Annotated in this window: 14 protein-coding genes; 6 read left to right on the top strand and 8 right to left on the bottom strand. The window is 54.9% G+C overall.

Translation table 11 applies throughout. From position 1 onward, the window contains the following. Positions 1–2 precede the first annotated feature (2 nt). The 7 genes from ubiE to EYC87_RS09845 all read right to left on the bottom strand — a co-directional run bounded on the left by ubiE (position 3) and on the right by EYC87_RS09845 (position 7690). Positions 3–752, bottom strand: coding sequence for a bifunctional demethylmenaquinone methyltransferase/2-methoxy-6-polyprenyl-1,4-benzoquinol methylase UbiE (ubiE, locus tag EYC87_RS09815; protein ID WP_279252710.1), 750 nt, complete (start codon positions 750–752; stop codon positions 3–5). A gap of 55 nt (positions 753–807) precedes the next feature. Further along, positions 808–1200 (bottom strand): gamma-butyrobetaine hydroxylase family protein, encoded by a 393-nt coding sequence (locus EYC87_RS09820; RefSeq protein ID WP_279252711.1) that lies wholly within the window; start codon positions 1198–1200, stop codon positions 808–810. 9 nt (positions 1201–1209) lie between these two features. Continuing rightward, a complete protein-coding gene (gene hslU / locus EYC87_RS09825; protein ID WP_279252712.1) occupies positions 1210–2532 on the bottom strand; it encodes an ATP-dependent protease ATPase subunit HslU in 1323 nt (440 codons plus the stop codon). 9 nt (positions 2533–2541) lie between these two features. Continuing rightward, on the bottom strand, positions 2542–3081 hold the full coding sequence (gene hslV, locus EYC87_RS09830) for an ATP-dependent protease subunit HslV (RefSeq protein WP_007229899.1): 540 nt from the start codon (positions 3079–3081) through the stop codon (positions 2542–2544). Positions 3082–3131: 50 nt separating this feature from the next. Then, positions 3132–3713, bottom strand: coding sequence for an SPOR domain-containing protein (locus EYC87_RS09835; protein ID WP_279252713.1), 582 nt, complete (start codon positions 3711–3713; stop codon positions 3132–3134). A 2-nt stretch (positions 3714–3715) separates the two neighbouring features. Continuing rightward, positions 3716–5401, bottom strand: coding sequence for an arginine--tRNA ligase (argS, locus tag EYC87_RS09840; RefSeq protein ID WP_279252714.1), 1686 nt, complete (start codon positions 5399–5401; stop codon positions 3716–3718). A 99-nt stretch (positions 5402–5500) separates the two neighbouring features. After that, positions 5501–7690 carry a primosomal protein N' gene (locus tag EYC87_RS09845; protein WP_279252715.1) on the bottom strand — a complete coding sequence of 730 codons (2190 nt, stop codon included), beginning with the start codon at positions 7688–7690 and terminating at the stop codon, positions 5501–5503. Between the two features lie 303 nt (positions 7691–7993). Here EYC87_RS09845 and rpmE point away from each other — a divergent pair, with 303 nt between their 5' ends. Both rpmE and EYC87_RS09855 read left to right on the top strand, forming a co-directional pair. After that, positions 7994–8209: a 50S ribosomal protein L31 gene (rpmE, locus tag EYC87_RS09850; RefSeq protein ID WP_279252716.1), complete on the top strand. Its 216-nt coding sequence runs from the start codon at positions 7994–7996 to the stop codon at positions 8207–8209. A 255-nt stretch (positions 8210–8464) separates the two neighbouring features. Further along, the gene (locus tag EYC87_RS09855) at positions 8465–9715 is read left to right on the top strand and encodes a malic enzyme-like NAD(P)-binding protein (RefSeq protein ID WP_279252717.1); all 1251 of its coding nucleotides are present in this window, start codon (positions 8465–8467) and stop codon (positions 9713–9715) included. Between the two features lie 6 nt (positions 9716–9721). Here EYC87_RS09855 and EYC87_RS09860 read toward each other — a convergent pair whose 3' ends face one another. After that, positions 9722–12160, bottom strand: a complete 2439-nt coding sequence (locus EYC87_RS09860) for a penicillin-binding protein 1A (RefSeq protein ID WP_279252718.1) — start codon at positions 12158–12160, stop codon at positions 9722–9724. 175 nt (positions 12161–12335) lie between these two features. Here EYC87_RS09860 and EYC87_RS09865 point away from each other — a divergent pair, with 175 nt between their 5' ends. From EYC87_RS09865 to EYC87_RS09880, 4 genes are read left to right on the top strand one after another with little or no spacing between them, the layout of a single operon-like run. After that, the gene (locus EYC87_RS09865; RefSeq protein ID WP_279252719.1) at positions 12336–13400 is read left to right on the top strand and encodes a pilus assembly protein PilM; all 1065 of its coding nucleotides are present in this window, start codon (positions 12336–12338) and stop codon (positions 13398–13400) included. Further along, positions 13400–13969 carry a PilN domain-containing protein gene (locus EYC87_RS09870; protein WP_279252720.1) on the top strand — a complete coding sequence of 190 codons (570 nt, stop codon included), beginning with the start codon at positions 13400–13402 and terminating at the stop codon, positions 13967–13969. Before EYC87_RS09865 ends, EYC87_RS09870 begins: the two co-directional genes overlap by 1 nt. Positions 13970–13972: 3 nt before the next feature. Continuing rightward, complete coding sequence (locus EYC87_RS09875) at positions 13973–14587, top strand: type IV pilus inner membrane component PilO (RefSeq protein WP_007229950.1); 615 nt, start codon at positions 13973–13975, stop codon at positions 14585–14587. Then, positions 14584–15120 carry a pilus assembly protein PilP gene (locus EYC87_RS09880; protein ID WP_279252721.1) on the top strand — a complete coding sequence of 179 codons (537 nt, stop codon included), beginning with the start codon at positions 14584–14586 and terminating at the stop codon, positions 15118–15120. Before EYC87_RS09875 ends, EYC87_RS09880 begins: the two co-directional genes overlap by 4 nt. The last annotated feature ends 61 nt before the right edge of the window (positions 15121–15181 follow it).

Raw genomic sequence — 15181 nt, forward strand, 5'->3', positions numbered from 1 at the left:
ACTCAGGCCTTGATTCCCTTGTGGAGAGCGACAACCCCGCCGGTCATATTGTGAAACTCCACGGTGTTGAAACCGGCGTCTTCCATCATGCCTTTCAGCGTTTCCTGATCAGGGTGGACGCGAATAGACTCGGCCAGATACTGGTAACTTTCTGAATCGTTGGCTACCAGCTTGCCCATAAACGGCAGCACCCGGAAGGAATAGGTGTCGTAAGCCTTACTCAATAATTCGCTTTGTGGTTTGGAAAATTCGAGCACCAGCAGGCGACCACCGGGTTTCAGCACTCGCAGCATGGAACGCAGGGCAAGGTCTTTTTCAGTGACGTTGCGCAGGCCGAAGGCGATCGTAAGGCAGTCGAAGCTCTCGTCCGGGAAGGGCAGGAACTGGGCGTCCGCCTGAACGAATTCGATATTACCCTGATGGCCGGTGTCCAGTAGTTTGTCGCGCCCGACCTGCAACATTGAATCATTAATGTCGGCCAGCACCACTCGCCCCTCGGGACCCACGATACGTGAGAATTTTGCAGCCAGGTCGCCGGTGCCACCGGCGATATCGAGCACGGCATTGCCCTTGCGGACGCCGGAAAGCTCGATGGTGAAACGTTTCCAGATTCGGTGAATACCCGCAGACATCAGGTCATTCATCAGGTCATAGCGAGATGCTACGGAATGAAATACGTCCGCTACCATGCCCGCTTTGGCATTCTTGTCGACTTCTTTGTAGCCGAAGTGTGTGGTGTCTTTTTCGCTCATGGGGCCTCCTGGGAACAGGCCATTGTAACCCGATGTGGGCTTGGGGTCAGCGCATCTATAGATCCAGTTTTACGACCTGTACCTCCGGGTCGCGCTGGGCTCCGGATTTATGCACGCGCGCCAGGTAGTCTTGCCAACGAGATGCCTGTTCTGCACCCAGTTGGTAAAGGTATTCCCAGGAATAGAGCCCGGTGTCGTGTCCGTCATCGAACACCAGCTGCAGGGCATAGTTACCGATCGGGCGAATCGCGGTAATAGCAACATTCAGCTTGCCGGTTTGTAGTACTTCCTGCCCAGGGCCGTGGCCTTTAACTTCGGCAGAGGGCGAGTACACCCTGAGATATTCACAGCCAAGATGAAAGCGCTCCCCACCAGCATAGGTTAGCTCCAGCTCTCGGGAGCGGGTGTGTAGCTGGATTCCAGTAGGCCTTTTGAGGTCGTTGTTCATACGGTGATTTTAGAGGATAAACCGCGAAAGGTCTTCGTTTGAACTCAGGGCTTCAAGCTGATCACTAACATAGGTCGCGTCCACAATGAGTTTACTGTCTGAGAGGCCAGTATCCGCAGCGCTGAAGGAAGCGTGTTCCAAAAGGCGTTCCATAACGGTGTGCAAACGGCGAGCGCCGATGTTTTCGGTTTTTTCGTTAACTTGCCAGGCGGTCTCGGCAATACCTCTCAATCCGTCTTCCGTAAACTCCACATTAAGCCCTTCGGTCGCTAACAGAGCCTGGTACTGTTCTGTGAGTGAGGCATTGGGCTCAGTTAAAATACGCTCGAAGTCGTCTGGCCCCAGTGCATTGAGCTCCACTCGAATAGGCAGGCGTCCCTGTAGTTCGGGAATCAGGTCTGAGGGCTTGGCAAGGTGGAAGGCGCCTGAAGCGATAAACAGAATGTGATCTGTTTTAATCATGCCGTGCTTGGTACTAACGGTGGAACCTTCTATCAGCGGTAACAGGTCGCGCTGCACTCCTTCTCTGGAGACATCTGCCCCGGCCCCTTCGCTGCGTTTGGCGACCTTGTCCAACTCGTCGATAAATACAATGCCGTTCTGTTCGGCGGCATCGACGGCTTTCTGCTTGAGTTCGTCCTCGTTTACCATCTTTGCTGCTTCTTCGTCACACAAAGCAGTGAACGCAGCTTTTACAGGCATCTTCTGGTTCTTGCGTTGTCCTTTGGACATGTTGGAAAACATGCCCTGCAACTGGTTGGTCATTTCCTCCATGCCCGGGGGAGCCATGATTTCCATGCCCATTGCCGGAGCGCTTATCTCTACTTCAATTTCCTTGTCGTCCAGCTCTCCTTCGCGGAGCTTTTTGCGCAGCAATTGTCGTGTGCTTTCGCCAGTACTGCCCTCGCTGTCCCGGGCTGGGGGCAGCAGGATATCCAGAATGCGCTCTTCGGCGGACTCTTCGGCGCGGAAGCGAACACGAACCATTTCCTGCTCTCGCAGCATTTTTACAGAGACATCGACCAGGTCGCGGACAATCGATTCTACGTCCCGTCCCACATAGCCAACCTCAGTAAACTTGGTCGCTTCAACTTTAACAAACGGCGCGTCGGCCAGCTTTGCCAGGCGGCGAGCGATCTCTGTTTTACCAACGCCAGTGGGGCCTATCATCAGAATATTTTTCGGAGTGATCTCCACCCGCAGTTCTTCCGGTAGTTGCATGCGCCGCCAACGGTTGCGCAGCGCGATAGCGACAGCACGCTTGGCGTCGTCCTGGCCGATGATGTGTTGGTCTAGTTCCGAGACGATTTCCCGGGGGGTCATGTTGGACATGGGTAGAGCCTAAAAAGTGAGTTCTTCGATGGTTCGGTTGTGATTGGTGTAAATGCAGATGTCGCCAGCTATAGCGAGGCCTTTTTCGACGACGCTGCGGGCGTCCAGTTCGGTGTTGTCCAGCAGGGCTCGCGCAGCAGATTGGGCGAAGGGGCCGCCAGAGCCGATAGCAATAAGGTTGTCTTCCGGCTCAATGACGTCGCCGTTGCCGGTAATGACCAGAGAGGTTTCCTTGTCTGCTACTGCCAACAATGCTTCAAGTTGGCGCAGTGCACGTTCGGTTCGCCAGGCCTTGGCCAGTTCAACGGCAGCGCGCACCAGGTGCCCTTGATGCTTATCCAGTTGAGCTTCAAACAATTCGAACAGGGTAAATGCATCTGCCGTGCCGCCGGCAAAGCCCGCAATGACCCGATCTTTGTACAAACGACGCACTTTGCGGGCGTTACCTTTCATGACCGTATTGCCCATGGATACCTGGCCATCACCGCCAATAACCACGCTATTCCCCCGGCGAACCGAGAGAATGGTGGTGCCTCTGTATTGTTCCACGCCGAATCTCCTGTCTTGGTGAATCAGATATGGGGATTGTTAAGGCGAGTTCAACCGCTGCGTTTTAACAGCAAGGTGTCAATATTTTGGCCGGCGGTCAGGCTGCGGGCCTTGGACATGTTTGAGCGTTTCCCAAAGGGTCCGAGATAGACCCGGAACCAACGGCCATTTTCGCCTGTACTCTCTTCTATGGAAGGCTCCAAACCCAGTAGCAGCAGCTCCGCCCGTCGCCGGTCAGCGTCTTCTCGTTGGCGGAAAGAACCCGCCTGCAGCAGGTAGTACTCGCTGAGGGCAGTATTGGCTAGTGGGCGGGCCGACTCTGCCCCGGGGGTATCTTCTTCCTGTGAGTGCTCCGGCAGCAGGGTATAGAAATCGAAACGAGGCTTGGGTGGGGCTTCAGCTTCGCTGCTTGCCTGCTCCGAATTTACGCCTGCGTCCTGAATATCGCCGGGTGGCAGTGTGCCCAGGTAGAGCAGGAAGCTGAGGAACACGCCGGACAGGACACCTGCGCCATACCAGCGCCAGCCGCTACTGGCCTGCTTTTGCGGCGGCGCGCCGCGAGCCGACTGTTGCTTACGAGCAGGTGCTTTTTTGCGGCCGGAGCTGCCTTTTTTGGCGTAGTCCTTACTCATTCTTACATCGACTCCGGGGCAGAGACGCCCAGCAAGTCTAATCCATTGTTAATTACCTGACGCACAGCTTCCGACAGTGCCAACCGAGCGTCGCGCACCGGTTTGTCATCCACCAGTGTCTTGTGGGCGTTGTACCAGGAGTGAAAGTCGCCAGCCAGTTCACGCAGGTAGTTGGCCACATTGTGAGGTTCCGAGTTTTCTGCCGCATGGGCGACGACTTCCGGGAACTGGTCCAGGCGGCGCATCAGGGCTTTTTCATGATCCTCTGTTAACTGTCCCAGGCTTTCAAGCCCCGCCTCGATGTTCCAGGTGTCACCTTGCTCTTCCAGTTTGCGCATAATTGAGCACACCCGGGCATGGGCGTACTGGATGTAGTAAACCGGATTGTCGTTGCTCTGCGACAGCGCGAGGTCAATATCAAAGGTCAATTGGGAGGAGGGACCTCGAGCGACAAGGAAGTAGCGGGTCGCATCCCGTCCTACTTCATCGATCAGGTCGCGCAGGGTGACATAGCTACCCGCTCGCTTGGAAATTTTCACTTCCTCGCCGTCGCGCATTACCGTGACCATTTGGTGCAACACGTAGTCGGGCCAGCCCTGTGGAATGTCCTGCTGCAGTGCTTGCAAGCCAGCCCTCACTCGGGTCACCGTGCTGTGGTGGTCGGCGCCTTGCTCGTTGATAACGCGTTCAAAGCCGCGCTGCCACTTGTTGAGGTGATAGGCGACATCGGGCAGGAAGTAGGTATAGCCACCCTCGCTTTTGCGCATTACGCGGTCTTTATCATCGCCGAAGTCTGTTGTGCGCAGCCAAAGCGCGCCGTCCTGCTCATAGGTATGCCCTTGCTCAATGAGTCGTTGAACTGTCTGCTCTACAGCACCGCTGTTATAGAGTGAGGATTCGAGGAAGTAGAGGTCAAAATGCACGGCGAAAGCCTTGAGGTCCAGATCCTGCTCGCGACGCAAGTAGGCCACTGCAAACTGACGAATGGCTTCTACATCATTGACATCGGCAGCGCCGGTGACATGCTGATCCTGGGCATCGATGGTGTCTCCGGCGAGATAGGCATTGGCAACATCGCTAATGTAACCGCCGCGATAACCGTCTTCAGGCCAATCGGGACTTTGTGGATTCATTCCATTACAGCGAGCCTGCACTGAGCGAGCCAGGTTGTCGATTTGTGCTCCGGCGTCGTTGTAATAGAACTCACTGGCTACGTTCCAGCCGGTCGCCATCATTAATCTGCACAGGCTGTCGCCAACGGCGGCACCTCGGCCATGTCCCACATGGAGAGGGCCGGTGGGGTTGGCCGATACGAATTCCACTTGAACCCGGCGGCCTGCGCCGACGTTGCTGTGGCCAAATACTGCGCCACGCTCCAGAATTGTTCTCACAACAGATTGACTGCTGCTGTCGGTGAGGAAGAAATTGATAAACCCGGGACCGGCGATTTCGGTTTTGGCAACCAGGTCAGATTCCGGAAGCGCCGCGCAGATGAGCCCCGCCAGTTCCCTCGGGTTCTTTTTCGCCGCCTTGGCAAGGGTGAGGGCGATGTTACTCGCCAGATCGCCGTGAGATTTGTCCCGGGTGCGATCTATTTGCACCTTGGCCTGAGTGTCAGCGGGCAGATGGTCTTGTATGACCAGTGCATCCAGCGCTTGCTCAATTAGCTGGGTGATTTCTTGCTTCATTTCGGGAGATTTACCTGAGTTGTCTCTGGGGCCCGAGTTAATCGGGACGCAATAACCCCATTATCGCTGGATCGCGGGCCAATGGCCAGTTTACTGCTGTCAGAACATATCTTGTGGGTCCACGTCCAGAGACCAGTTCAAGCCTTTGCGGGCGGGCAGGCGCTGGGCTTGGGCAACCAATGTTCTGGCTGCGAGGTGAGAGAGCCTGCGTTGTGTCGTATGCACCAGCAGTTGGCTGCGAAAGCGCCCGGCCCGGCGCTGCATCGGGGCTGGGAGCGGGCCAATCAAGGCGACGCCAGCAGGTAACTGGCTTTGGCTGTTATTGCGCAGGTCACGCAGAAATTGTTCACCGCAACTGGCGTCCTGGCAATCTGTGCGCAAAATTAACAATTGTCCCAGGGGAGGCTGACCAGCCAGTTCGCGGGCCTTAAGCATGGCGCAAGCCTGCTGGTGGTAGTCTTGGCAGAGAATGGCCTGCAGGCTGGGGTGATCCGGATGGTGAGTTTGTAGCATTACCGTTCCCGCAGTTTCGACGCGTCCAGCCCGACCAGCGACCTGGGTGATCAGCTGGGCGCTGCGCTCTTCGCCGCGAAAGTCGGTACTGAACAGCAAACCATCCATATCGACGATGCCGACTAGCGTTACCGCGGGAAAGTGGTGACCCTTGGTCAGCATCTGGGTGCCCAGAAGAATGCACGGTTCACCTTGATTGATTTGGCTGACCAGGGCTTGCATGGTCCCCTTGCCTTGCATGGAGTCACTGTCAACCCGGTATACCGGATGGCGTGGAAATCGTCCCTGGAGAAACTCATCCGCTCTTTCCGTACCCAGTCCAATAGATAGTAACTGCTCGCTTCGGCATTCTGGGCAGCAGTTGATCAGGGGCTTGGAGGCGCCGCAGTGGTGGCAGCGCATACGCCGCTGCCTGCGGTGCAGGGTTAGTCGGGCATCGCATTCGCTGCAGTCAGCGACCCAGCCACAGTCATGGCACTGTAACGTCGGGGCATAGCCCCTGCGGTTGAGGAATAAAAGGGCCTGCTGGCCATTTGCCAGCGCGGTGTCTAGTGCATTGAGTAGCGCCTGGGAAAACCCTGATTGCAGGGGGGCTTTGCGGATATCTACGGCTTCCAGTTTCGGCAGCTGGCTGCCTCCCGCGCGTTGCTGCAGGCGATGATGGACGTAACGACCCTGCAACGCATTGTGTAGACTTTCCAGGGAGGGGGTGGCGCTGCCCAGAAGTACGGGGCAGTTCTCCAGTTGGCCGCGTTTCACCGCCACATCCCTGGCCGAGTAACGGAATCCATCCTGCTGCTTATAGGACTGATCGTGCTCCTCATCCACAACGATCAGGCCAGGTCTGGCCAGCGCGGCGAACACCGCAGAGCGGGTGCCTATGACGATATGGGCGGTGCCGCTGCGAGCCGCCTCCCAAGCGGTGTAGCGCTGCCCGTCAGAAAGCCCGGAATGCAGTACCGCGATTTCAGCGTCGAAACGGTCGCGAAAGCGGGCCAGTGTCTGCGGGGTGAGACCAATCTCGGGGATTAATACCAGGGCTTGTAGTCCCCTTTCCAGACAGTCGGCAATAAGCTGCAGGTAGACCTCAGTCTTGCCACTGCCGGTAACGCCTTCCAGCAGGTGGCAGCTAAAGCCCTCTTTTTGGGCTAAGAGTAACTGCAGTGAAAGGGCCTGTTCATCGTTTAGTTTTAGGCCGGGGTTCGCCCTGGGCTCCTTTTGCGCAGTGATCACCTCAATGTGTTCCGCCAGGCCTTTCTCTTCCAGTGCCTTGAGAATGCTAGTGCTTATTCCCGCATCGCGAAAATGGGAATTGCAGAGCTGGCTGTGCTCCTGAATAAGCCCCAGGGCTTTGGACTGTTTTGGCGATCGAGCCAGAGCCCCTTTGGGCAATCCTTTTCCGCGGGTTGTCAGTGTCCAGCCGGGCTCACTATTGCAGCGATGGGTCTTACCTGCGCGCAAAGCTTTGGGAAAAGTGGCCTGGTAAACCTCGCCTGGCGGGTGCTGATAATAATTGACGGCCCAATCGCAAAGTTTGAGCAGAATCGACGGGAGTAATGGCTCGGAGTCCAATATTTCGATCGCATTTTTGAGGGCAGAAGGGTCTACATCGCTGCTTTCAACCGTTTCGATGAGATACGCTGTGACCTCCCTGCGGCCAAAGGGCACTCGCAATCGTATGCCGGGCAGCAGCTCTACGTCGCTGTCGCCTGCAGGCGGCAGGTAGTCGAACAGAGTGCGCAGGGGCGTGGGAATGGCCAGTCGTAATACAGGCATGTGGCCCCTTGGGCGTGGCGTGGAGTGCAGAATAGGCAAGTGTAGCAACCAAAGTATGTCTCGGGCCACGCTCATGTCTTTTGGGTCGACGCTATTCACGCTGAATTAGCTTCAGCAAGCTGCGCCAGAGCCCTTGCCAATCCTGCTGTGTCTGGTAAGATGCCCGCCTATTTTTTATCTGGACCGTGTTCAGCGATGTTTGGTCTGATAGGGCTGAACGTAACTGGGCGGCCGACTCCAGTAACCTGATGTGGTGCCCGGCAAGAGATCGGGTGGCGATATCACTGAGTAAGGAGCAACACCATGCAAGCAGAAATTCACCCCAAGTACGAGACAGTGACAGCGAGCTGTAGCTGCGGCAACAAAATTGAGACACGTTCTACTCTATGTGAAGACTTTCACGTGGACGTTTGTTCCGAATGTCATCCCTTCTTCACCGGTAAGCAGAAGATTGTAGACTCAGGTGGCCGTGTAGACCGCTTCAATAAGCGTTTCGGCAGTCGTGGTGCTAAGCGCTAGGCAAAACATGCTGCGCTTCGTCGCAGACTACAAAAAGCGCCAGGCCCGATGCGGGACTGGCGCTTTTTTTATGGCTGCAGGTTATTGCCTGCTCCACTGCAGAGCGGAGTGTTTCCTCTTCAGCGACACCTGAGGCTTTTTTATTGACGGGCCGGCGCTGCACCGCACAAAGCCCTGGGTACAGAACCATAAATCACCTTGTTCGGTATCGGGCTTTTCTATATCCTCTTGGTCCTTTTTCCGTGGGGTTAATCCATGTCCGATGATCTTATGCAAGCTGCACTGGCATATCATGCCGAGCCAACTCCCGGCAAGATCAGCGTGGAGTTGACCAAACCTGCGGAGACTCAGCTGGATCTTTCCCTCGCCTATAGCCCTGGCGTCGCTGAACCTTGCCGCGCAATCGCTGCGGATAAGGCCAATGCCTATCGTTACACCGGCAAGGGTAATCTGGTGGCAGTGATTAGCAACGGCACGGCCGTGCTGGGCCTTGGCAATCTGGGCTCGCTCGCCAGTAAGCCGGTGATGGAGGGTAAGGCCCTCTTGTTCAAGCGCTTCGCAGGCATCAATTCCATTGATATCGAAGTGAATACCGAAGATGCTGACGAGTTTGTAGAAACGGTGTCGCGGATCGCAGACACCTTTGGCGGCATTAATCTGGAAGATATTAAGGCGCCGGAATGCTTTGAAGTTGAAGCCGCCCTGATAGAGCAGTGCGATATTCCGATTTTTCACGATGACCAGCATGGTACGGCGATCGTAACCGCCGCGGGTCTGGTCAGCGCCCTGGACGTTCAGGGTAAGCGGTTGGAAGATGCGGTTATTACTTGTCTTGGTGCAGGGGCTGCGGCCATTGCCTGTATGCGACTGCTGGTCAGCCTTGGGGCGCGTCGCGAAAATATCTATATGCTCGACCGCAGGGGCGTTATTTACTCAGGTAGAGAAGGAGTAAATGCTTACAAACAAGAGTTTGCCAACCACACTGACAAACGTAGCCTTTCTGACGCTATTGCGGGTGCAGATGTCTTCATTGGCCTGTCAGGTGCCAATCTGTTGAGTGCTGAGATGCTCAAGTCGATGGCAGTAAAGCCGGTGGTTTTCGCCTGCTCAAACCCCGATCCTGAGATCAAGCCGGAGCTGGCACTGGCTACCCGGGATGACCTGATCATAGCCACAGGCCGCTCTGACTACCCTAATCAGGTAAATAATGTTCTTGGTTTCCCGTTCATCTTTCGCGGTGCACTGGATGTTCGTGCCAGTTGTATCAACGAGGAAATGAAGGTGGCGGCAGTGCGAGCACTGTGTGAGCTCGCCCGCGAACCTGTGCCCCAGGAGGTATTGAAGGCCTGTGAGCTGGATGCACTGAGCTATGGGTCGCAATACATTATCCCCAAGCCCGTTGATAGCCGCCTGTTAAGCAGGTTGGCTCCGGCGGTGGCTAAGGCCGCTGTAGACAGCGGTGTGGCCAGTCTTCCGCTGCCGGACGATTACGCGCCGACGCTTTAGGGACTCCTAAAATATATCTCTTACCAGGTCGTCTGTGCCCTGGCCCACCGAACCGGCCTCTTCGCCATCGGGCCCCTGCTGGGGTACGTATTCTTCGCGAAAGTACTCATAGACAACGTTTTTTTGCCGCGAGCCTGCCAGCATGCCGGTGTCTGGGTCGATACGCACGTTGACCACCCCGGTGGGTAGTACGCGTTTCTCGTCCGGGCTATTTTTCAGAGCCTCTCTCATGTAATTGATCCAGATCGGGAGAGCGGCCGTGCCGCCAAATTCCCGACGGCCCAGAGGAGTGTAGTTATCAAAGCCCACCCAGGTGGTGGTGACTACGTCTCTGTTGTAGCCGGAGAACCAGGCGTCCATGGGGCCGTTGGTGGTGCCAGTTTTGCCCGCCAGATCTCCTCGTTCCAGAACCAGTGCGCGACGCCCAGTGCCGCGCGTGATGACATCTTGCAGCACGCTGTTCATAATATAATTAATGCGTTCTTCCATTACCCGGGGTGCGGCCGGTAATTCCGCTTTTTCTTTGCTCTGAGCCGCCAGTATTTCTTCCATGCTGAGTTCGCCCGCGTCAGCGGGTGCAGGTCGATCATCGCAGTCGCGGCAGACGGTGAGTGGCTTGGCTTCGTACACTTGCTCGCCTGAAATATCGTCGATACGCGAGATGAGATAGGGTTCTACCCGATAGCCCCCATTCGCCAGCATGGCATAGCCGGTGGCCACTTCCAGCGGACTCATTGCATGGGTGCCCAGAGCAAGAGACAAATCGGGGGAAAAGTCGGCGGTATCAAAGCCGTAGCGCTCGGCGGCGGTGATCAGTTTTCGTGCTCCCAATTGCTGGAGCAGGCGTATCGAAACCAGGTTACGCGACTTAGTGAGTGCCCAGCGCAAACGAGTCGGGCCGTGGAATACGCCGCCATCATTTTCAGGGCGCCAGACGTCTTCCAGTGAGCTGTCTGCCATCACCACCGGTGCATCATTAATGATGCTGGCGGCGGTAAAACCTTCCTCCAGCGCCGCGCTATAGAGAAAGGGTTTGAAGTTGGACCCAGGCTGTCGCATGGCCTGCGTAGCCCGGTTAAATTTACTCAGCTCAAAGCCCATACCACCGACAATGCTGACAATAGCACCGTTGTCAGGGTTGAGTGAGACCAGTGCTGACTGGGCTGCTGGAATCTGGCTCAGTTGCCAACGTCCCTGCTCATTGCTGTTGAGCCGTATCAAGTCGCCGGGAGTGAACAATTCCTGTGGGGTCTCGGGGCTGCTTTCGCGGGAATTCTCCGTCACGTAGGGCCTCACCTCAGCCATGCCGTTTTCCCAGAGCAGTTCACTGGCGGAACCGTCTTTGAGTAGCACAACCACGCGATCTTCCAGAACTTCAGTGACCACAGCGGGAGTTTGGCCTGCCACTTCCGGAATTTTACGTAACTTGTCGCCCCAATAAGCCAGCGAGTCGGTATCTGGATCATCCGTTAAAGGCCAGCGTTGCTCGGGTCCCCTGTAGCCATGGCGGCCGTCGTAGGTAAACAGACCCTCTATGAGCGCTTCCCGGGCTACCTGCTGCAATTCAGTGCTGATGGTGGTGTACACATGATAGCCGTCGTTATAGGCGGACATCCCGTAACGATTCAGCATTCGCTGTCTGGCCATTTCGGCCGCGTAGTGCGCAGCGAAGGATATTTTAGCGCCGTGCAGTTCTGCCAAAACCGGTGCAGTCAGCACCTCAGCATGCTGCTCGGGCGTTATATAGCCAAGAGTCAGCATGCGCCCGGCAATCCAGTTGCGCCGATCTTTTCCGGCTTCTGGACCACTGACGGGATTGTTTCGTGAGGGAGCCTTGGGAATGCCCGCGAGCATGGCGTGCTGGGCCAGGCTGAGTTGGTCCATGCCCTTGCCGTAGTAAACTTGCGAGGCGGCTTCAAACCCGTACGCGCGGTGCCCAAGGAAGACCCGGTTGAAATAGAGCTCAAAAATTTCCTCCTTATCCAGTGCTCTTTCTATCTCGATGGCCAGGAGAATCTCATTGAACTTGCGCATGAACGTGCGCTCCAGGCTGAGAAAGTAGTTGCGGGCGACCTGCATGGTCAGGGTGCTGCCTCCTGAACCTTTCTGCCCGGTGAGTACTAACTCAGATACGGCTCGAGCCAGGCCCATTACGTCGATACCGCGGTGCTCAAAGAAGCTGTCATCTTCCGCGGCGAGCAGGGCTTTTACAAACTGGTCGGGAATGTCTTCGAAGACTAACGGGCTGCGCTTTTGCTCCCCAAATTGGCCAATGAGGTCACCCTCTCGGGTGTAAACTCGCATGGGCGTCTGCAATTTCACATCGCGCAACGTTTCGACATCGGGCAGGTTTGGACTGAGGTAAAGGTAAACGCCAGCGGCAAGCCAAAGGCCTGCAAAAAACCCAAGAATTGATATACGTATAAGAAAGTGGAGAAAGCTCATTTAATCTCTTTACAAAACAATCGCTTGTATTACTGTTAGAACAAAGGGCGGGAACGCGTGTGGTAAATTATATGCCTTTTTTGGTTTGGATATAATTACCGCTATGTTATACCTTTTATTTAATGTATCGGTGGATAAAAACAATCTAAGTTAGTGATACTGATAGGGAAATAAGTTGCTTGGTCTAATAGGGAAAAAAAAGGCGACACCGGTTCTGGGGCTTGATATAAGTTCGACAACAGTGAAGCTGCTGGAGTTGAGCTATTCCGGGGACCGTTACCGTGTAGAGAGTTACGCGGTGAGTTCTCTGCCGCAGGATGCGGTTATCGAGAAGAACGTCAACGACGTGGATGGCGTTGCGAATGCCATTCGTAGCGTGGTCGCTCAGTCCAGAACGAAACTCAAAACGAGTGCAGCTGCGGTTGCCGGGTCCTCGGTCATTACCAAAATGATTGATATGCCCAGCGGTTTGAGTGAGGACGATATGGAGACCCAGCTGACGCTGGAAGCAGATCAATATATCCCCTACCCCCTAGAAGAAGTGGCAATCGACTTTGAGACTCAGGGACAATCACCGGAGGCGGCTGGTCAGGTTGAGGTTTTGCTGGCAGCTTGCCGACGTGAAACTATAGACGCTCGGGTTGAGGCAATAGAAGGCGCTGAGCTTGAAGCCAAAATCATGGATGTAGAAGCTTACGCCATGGAGCGCGCCTTTTCGCTGATCCAGAATCAACTTGACATGGATGAAGATTCCACCGTGGCAGTGGTCGATGTCGGTGCCACGATGACTACCCTGAGTGTGCTAAACAACGGCCAAACTATATACACTCGCGAGCAATTGTTCGGGGGTAAGCAGTTAACCGACGAAATCATGCGTCGCTATGGCCTGCCTCTGGAAGAGGCGGGCCTCGCCAAGAAGCAGGGTGGGTTGCCGGATGACTACGAGCCTGAAGTGCTGGAGCCGTTTAAAGATGCGGTCGTGCAGCAGGTGGCAAGGTCATTGCAGTTCTTCTTTTCATCCAGCCAGTACAATGATGTGGATTCCATCATTTTGGCTGGAGGTGTGGGTTCTATGGAAGGGCTGCCCGAGCTAGTACAGGAAAAACTGGGCACGCCGACATCAGTAGCCAACCCCTTTGCCAATATGTCCATTTCTTCTCGAGTCAATGCAGTGGCTCTCTCCAGTGATGCTCCGGCCATGATGATTGCATGCGGCCTGGCCCTAAGGAGCTTCGACTGATGGCAAAAATCAATTTATTACCGTGGAGAGAAGACAGGCGTCAGGCGCTCAAAAAGACCTTTCTGGTGACGACTGCACTAGTGGCTATTATCAGCGCTGGGCTGGTTTTGTTGGGCGATCGCATTGTCAATGGCCAGATCGAGTATCAGAACTCGCGCAACAGCCATCTCACTCAAAACATTCGCGAGCTTGACAAGAAAGTCGCAGAGATTCGCGAGCTTCAAAAACGTCGTAACCAGCTGATTGAGCGAATGCGGGTGATTCAGGAGCTGCAGGGTAATAGACCGATTATCGTGCGGATACTGGATCAATTAGTGAGAACAATTCCGGATGGCGTGTTTTATTCCAAGCTGACTACTAAAGATCGCAGCATTTCAATCAATGGTATAGCGGAGTCGAACAATCGCGTGTCAAGCCTGATGCGTCGTCTAGATCGCTCTGACTGGCTCGCCGGTCCAAATCTGGACAAGGTAAACGCCGCGACCAAGTACGGTGATCAGGCGACCACATTTAACCTGACGGTGAAGGTCGAATTACCCAAACCGGAAGATCAGCAGGGAGGACAATAATCCATGGCTTTTGAAGATACCATGCGCTCCCTGCGAGAGTTTGATGTAAACGACCTGGATTTTGATACGGTGGGGTCCTGGCCGCTGCCGATCAAAATGTTTATCTGGGTGGTGGTTTTGGGGGGCGTTCTGGCCTTCGGTTATTACTATCATATCGAAGACCTGCAGATACAGCTGGAAGGTGAACGTAAGAAAGAGGTGCAGCTCAAGAAAGATTTTGAGAAGAAGGCTTTTCAAGCAGCTAACCTGGAAGCGTATCGGCAGCAGATGCGGGAGATGGAAGAGTCCTTTGGTGCTCTAGTCAGTCAGCTTCCCAGCGATACCGAAGTGCCGGGTTTACTTGAAGACATCACCAACAAAGGCCTGCTTAACGGCCTGAATATTGCGAGCATTGATCTTCTGCCAGAGCAGGCAAGGGAGTTTTATGTGGAGCTGCCTATCTCCATTGTGGCATCGGGTTCATATCATGACCTGGGCGCGTTTATTAGTGGTATGGCAGCGCTTCCGCGCATTGTAACCCTGCACGATTTCAATATTTCTGCCCCTAGGGGTAATGCAAACCAGTTGCAGATGCGCATTATCGCCAAAACTTATCGCTACAGGGATGACGAGGTATGAATTTGAAGCGTTTGATTCATTGCTCTACTCCCTTATTGCTGTGCTTTTTGCTGGCTTCCTGCGGCAGTCGTGATCTTGCAGATCTGGATGTCTTTATGGCGGAAAAACGAGCCAGGCCGGGAGGTATCATTGCGCCCATCCCGACTTTTAAGGCTTACGAGGCATTTGGTTATAGCGCAACAACGTTGCGCAGTCCTTTTGAGCGCCCGATTGAAGTACGCGACATCGCTCAATTACAAGCGGTGAGTGCGATCAAGCCCGACGAGAACCGGGCCAAAGAGTTTCTAGAGCAGTTTACTTTTGATTCTTTGAGAATGGTTGGCACGCTTGAGCGAGGCGAGACTAGCTGGACGTTGATTCGTGATCCCCAGGGAGGGGTGCACCGAGTCAAAGCTGGAAACTATCTGGGGCGCTCTCACGGCAAGATCGTGGAGACAGCTGAGACCTATGTAGCCGTTGTTGAAATCGTCAGTGACGGCAGTGCGGATGGTTGGGTCGAGCGTCCGCGAACCATTAAATTATCCGGCATATAAGCCGAGGCCATGGGTGATTGCCATGTCAATTAAAAAACAATATTTGGGGACTAGGGCCGTG

This window comes from Candidatus Seongchinamella marina (assembly GCF_026262685.1).
Classification (GTDB): Bacteria; Pseudomonadota; Gammaproteobacteria; order Pseudomonadales; family Halieaceae; genus Halioglobus; species Halioglobus marinus.

Bases quoted from the DNA above. Each gene is read 5' to 3' on its own strand.
- ubiE (WP_279252710.1), bottom strand. From the start codon at position 752: ATGAGCGAAAAAGACACCACACACTTCGGCTACAAAGAAGTCGACAAG.
- EYC87_RS09820 (WP_279252711.1), bottom strand. From the start codon at position 1,200: ATGAACAACGACCTCAAAAGGCCTACTGGAATCCAGCTACACACCCGC.
- hslU (WP_279252712.1), bottom strand. From the start codon at position 2,532: ATGTCCAACATGACCCCCCGGGAAATCGTCTCGGAACTAGACCAACAC.
- EYC87_RS09835 (WP_279252713.1), bottom strand. From the start codon at position 3,713: ATGAGTAAGGACTACGCCAAAAAAGGCAGCTCCGGCCGCAAAAAAGCA.
- argS (WP_279252714.1), bottom strand. From the start codon at position 5,401: ATGAAGCAAGAAATCACCCAGCTAATTGAGCAAGCGCTGGATGCACTG.
- EYC87_RS09845 (WP_279252715.1), bottom strand. From the start codon at position 7,690: ATGCCTGTATTACGACTGGCCATTCCCACGCCCCTGCGCACTCTGTTC.
- rpmE (WP_279252716.1), top strand. From the start codon at position 7,994: ATGCAAGCAGAAATTCACCCCAAGTACGAGACAGTGACAGCGAGCTGT.
- EYC87_RS09855 (WP_279252717.1), top strand. From the start codon at position 8,465: ATGTCCGATGATCTTATGCAAGCTGCACTGGCATATCATGCCGAGCCA.
- EYC87_RS09860 (WP_279252718.1), bottom strand. From the start codon at position 12,160: ATGAGCTTTCTCCACTTTCTTATACGTATATCAATTCTTGGGTTTTTT.
- EYC87_RS09870 (WP_279252720.1), top strand. From the start codon at position 13,400: ATGGCAAAAATCAATTTATTACCGTGGAGAGAAGACAGGCGTCAGGCG.
- EYC87_RS09875 (WP_007229950.1), top strand. From the start codon at position 13,973: ATGGCTTTTGAAGATACCATGCGCTCCCTGCGAGAGTTTGATGTAAAC.
- EYC87_RS09880 (WP_279252721.1), top strand. From the start codon at position 14,584: ATGAATTTGAAGCGTTTGATTCATTGCTCTACTCCCTTATTGCTGTGC.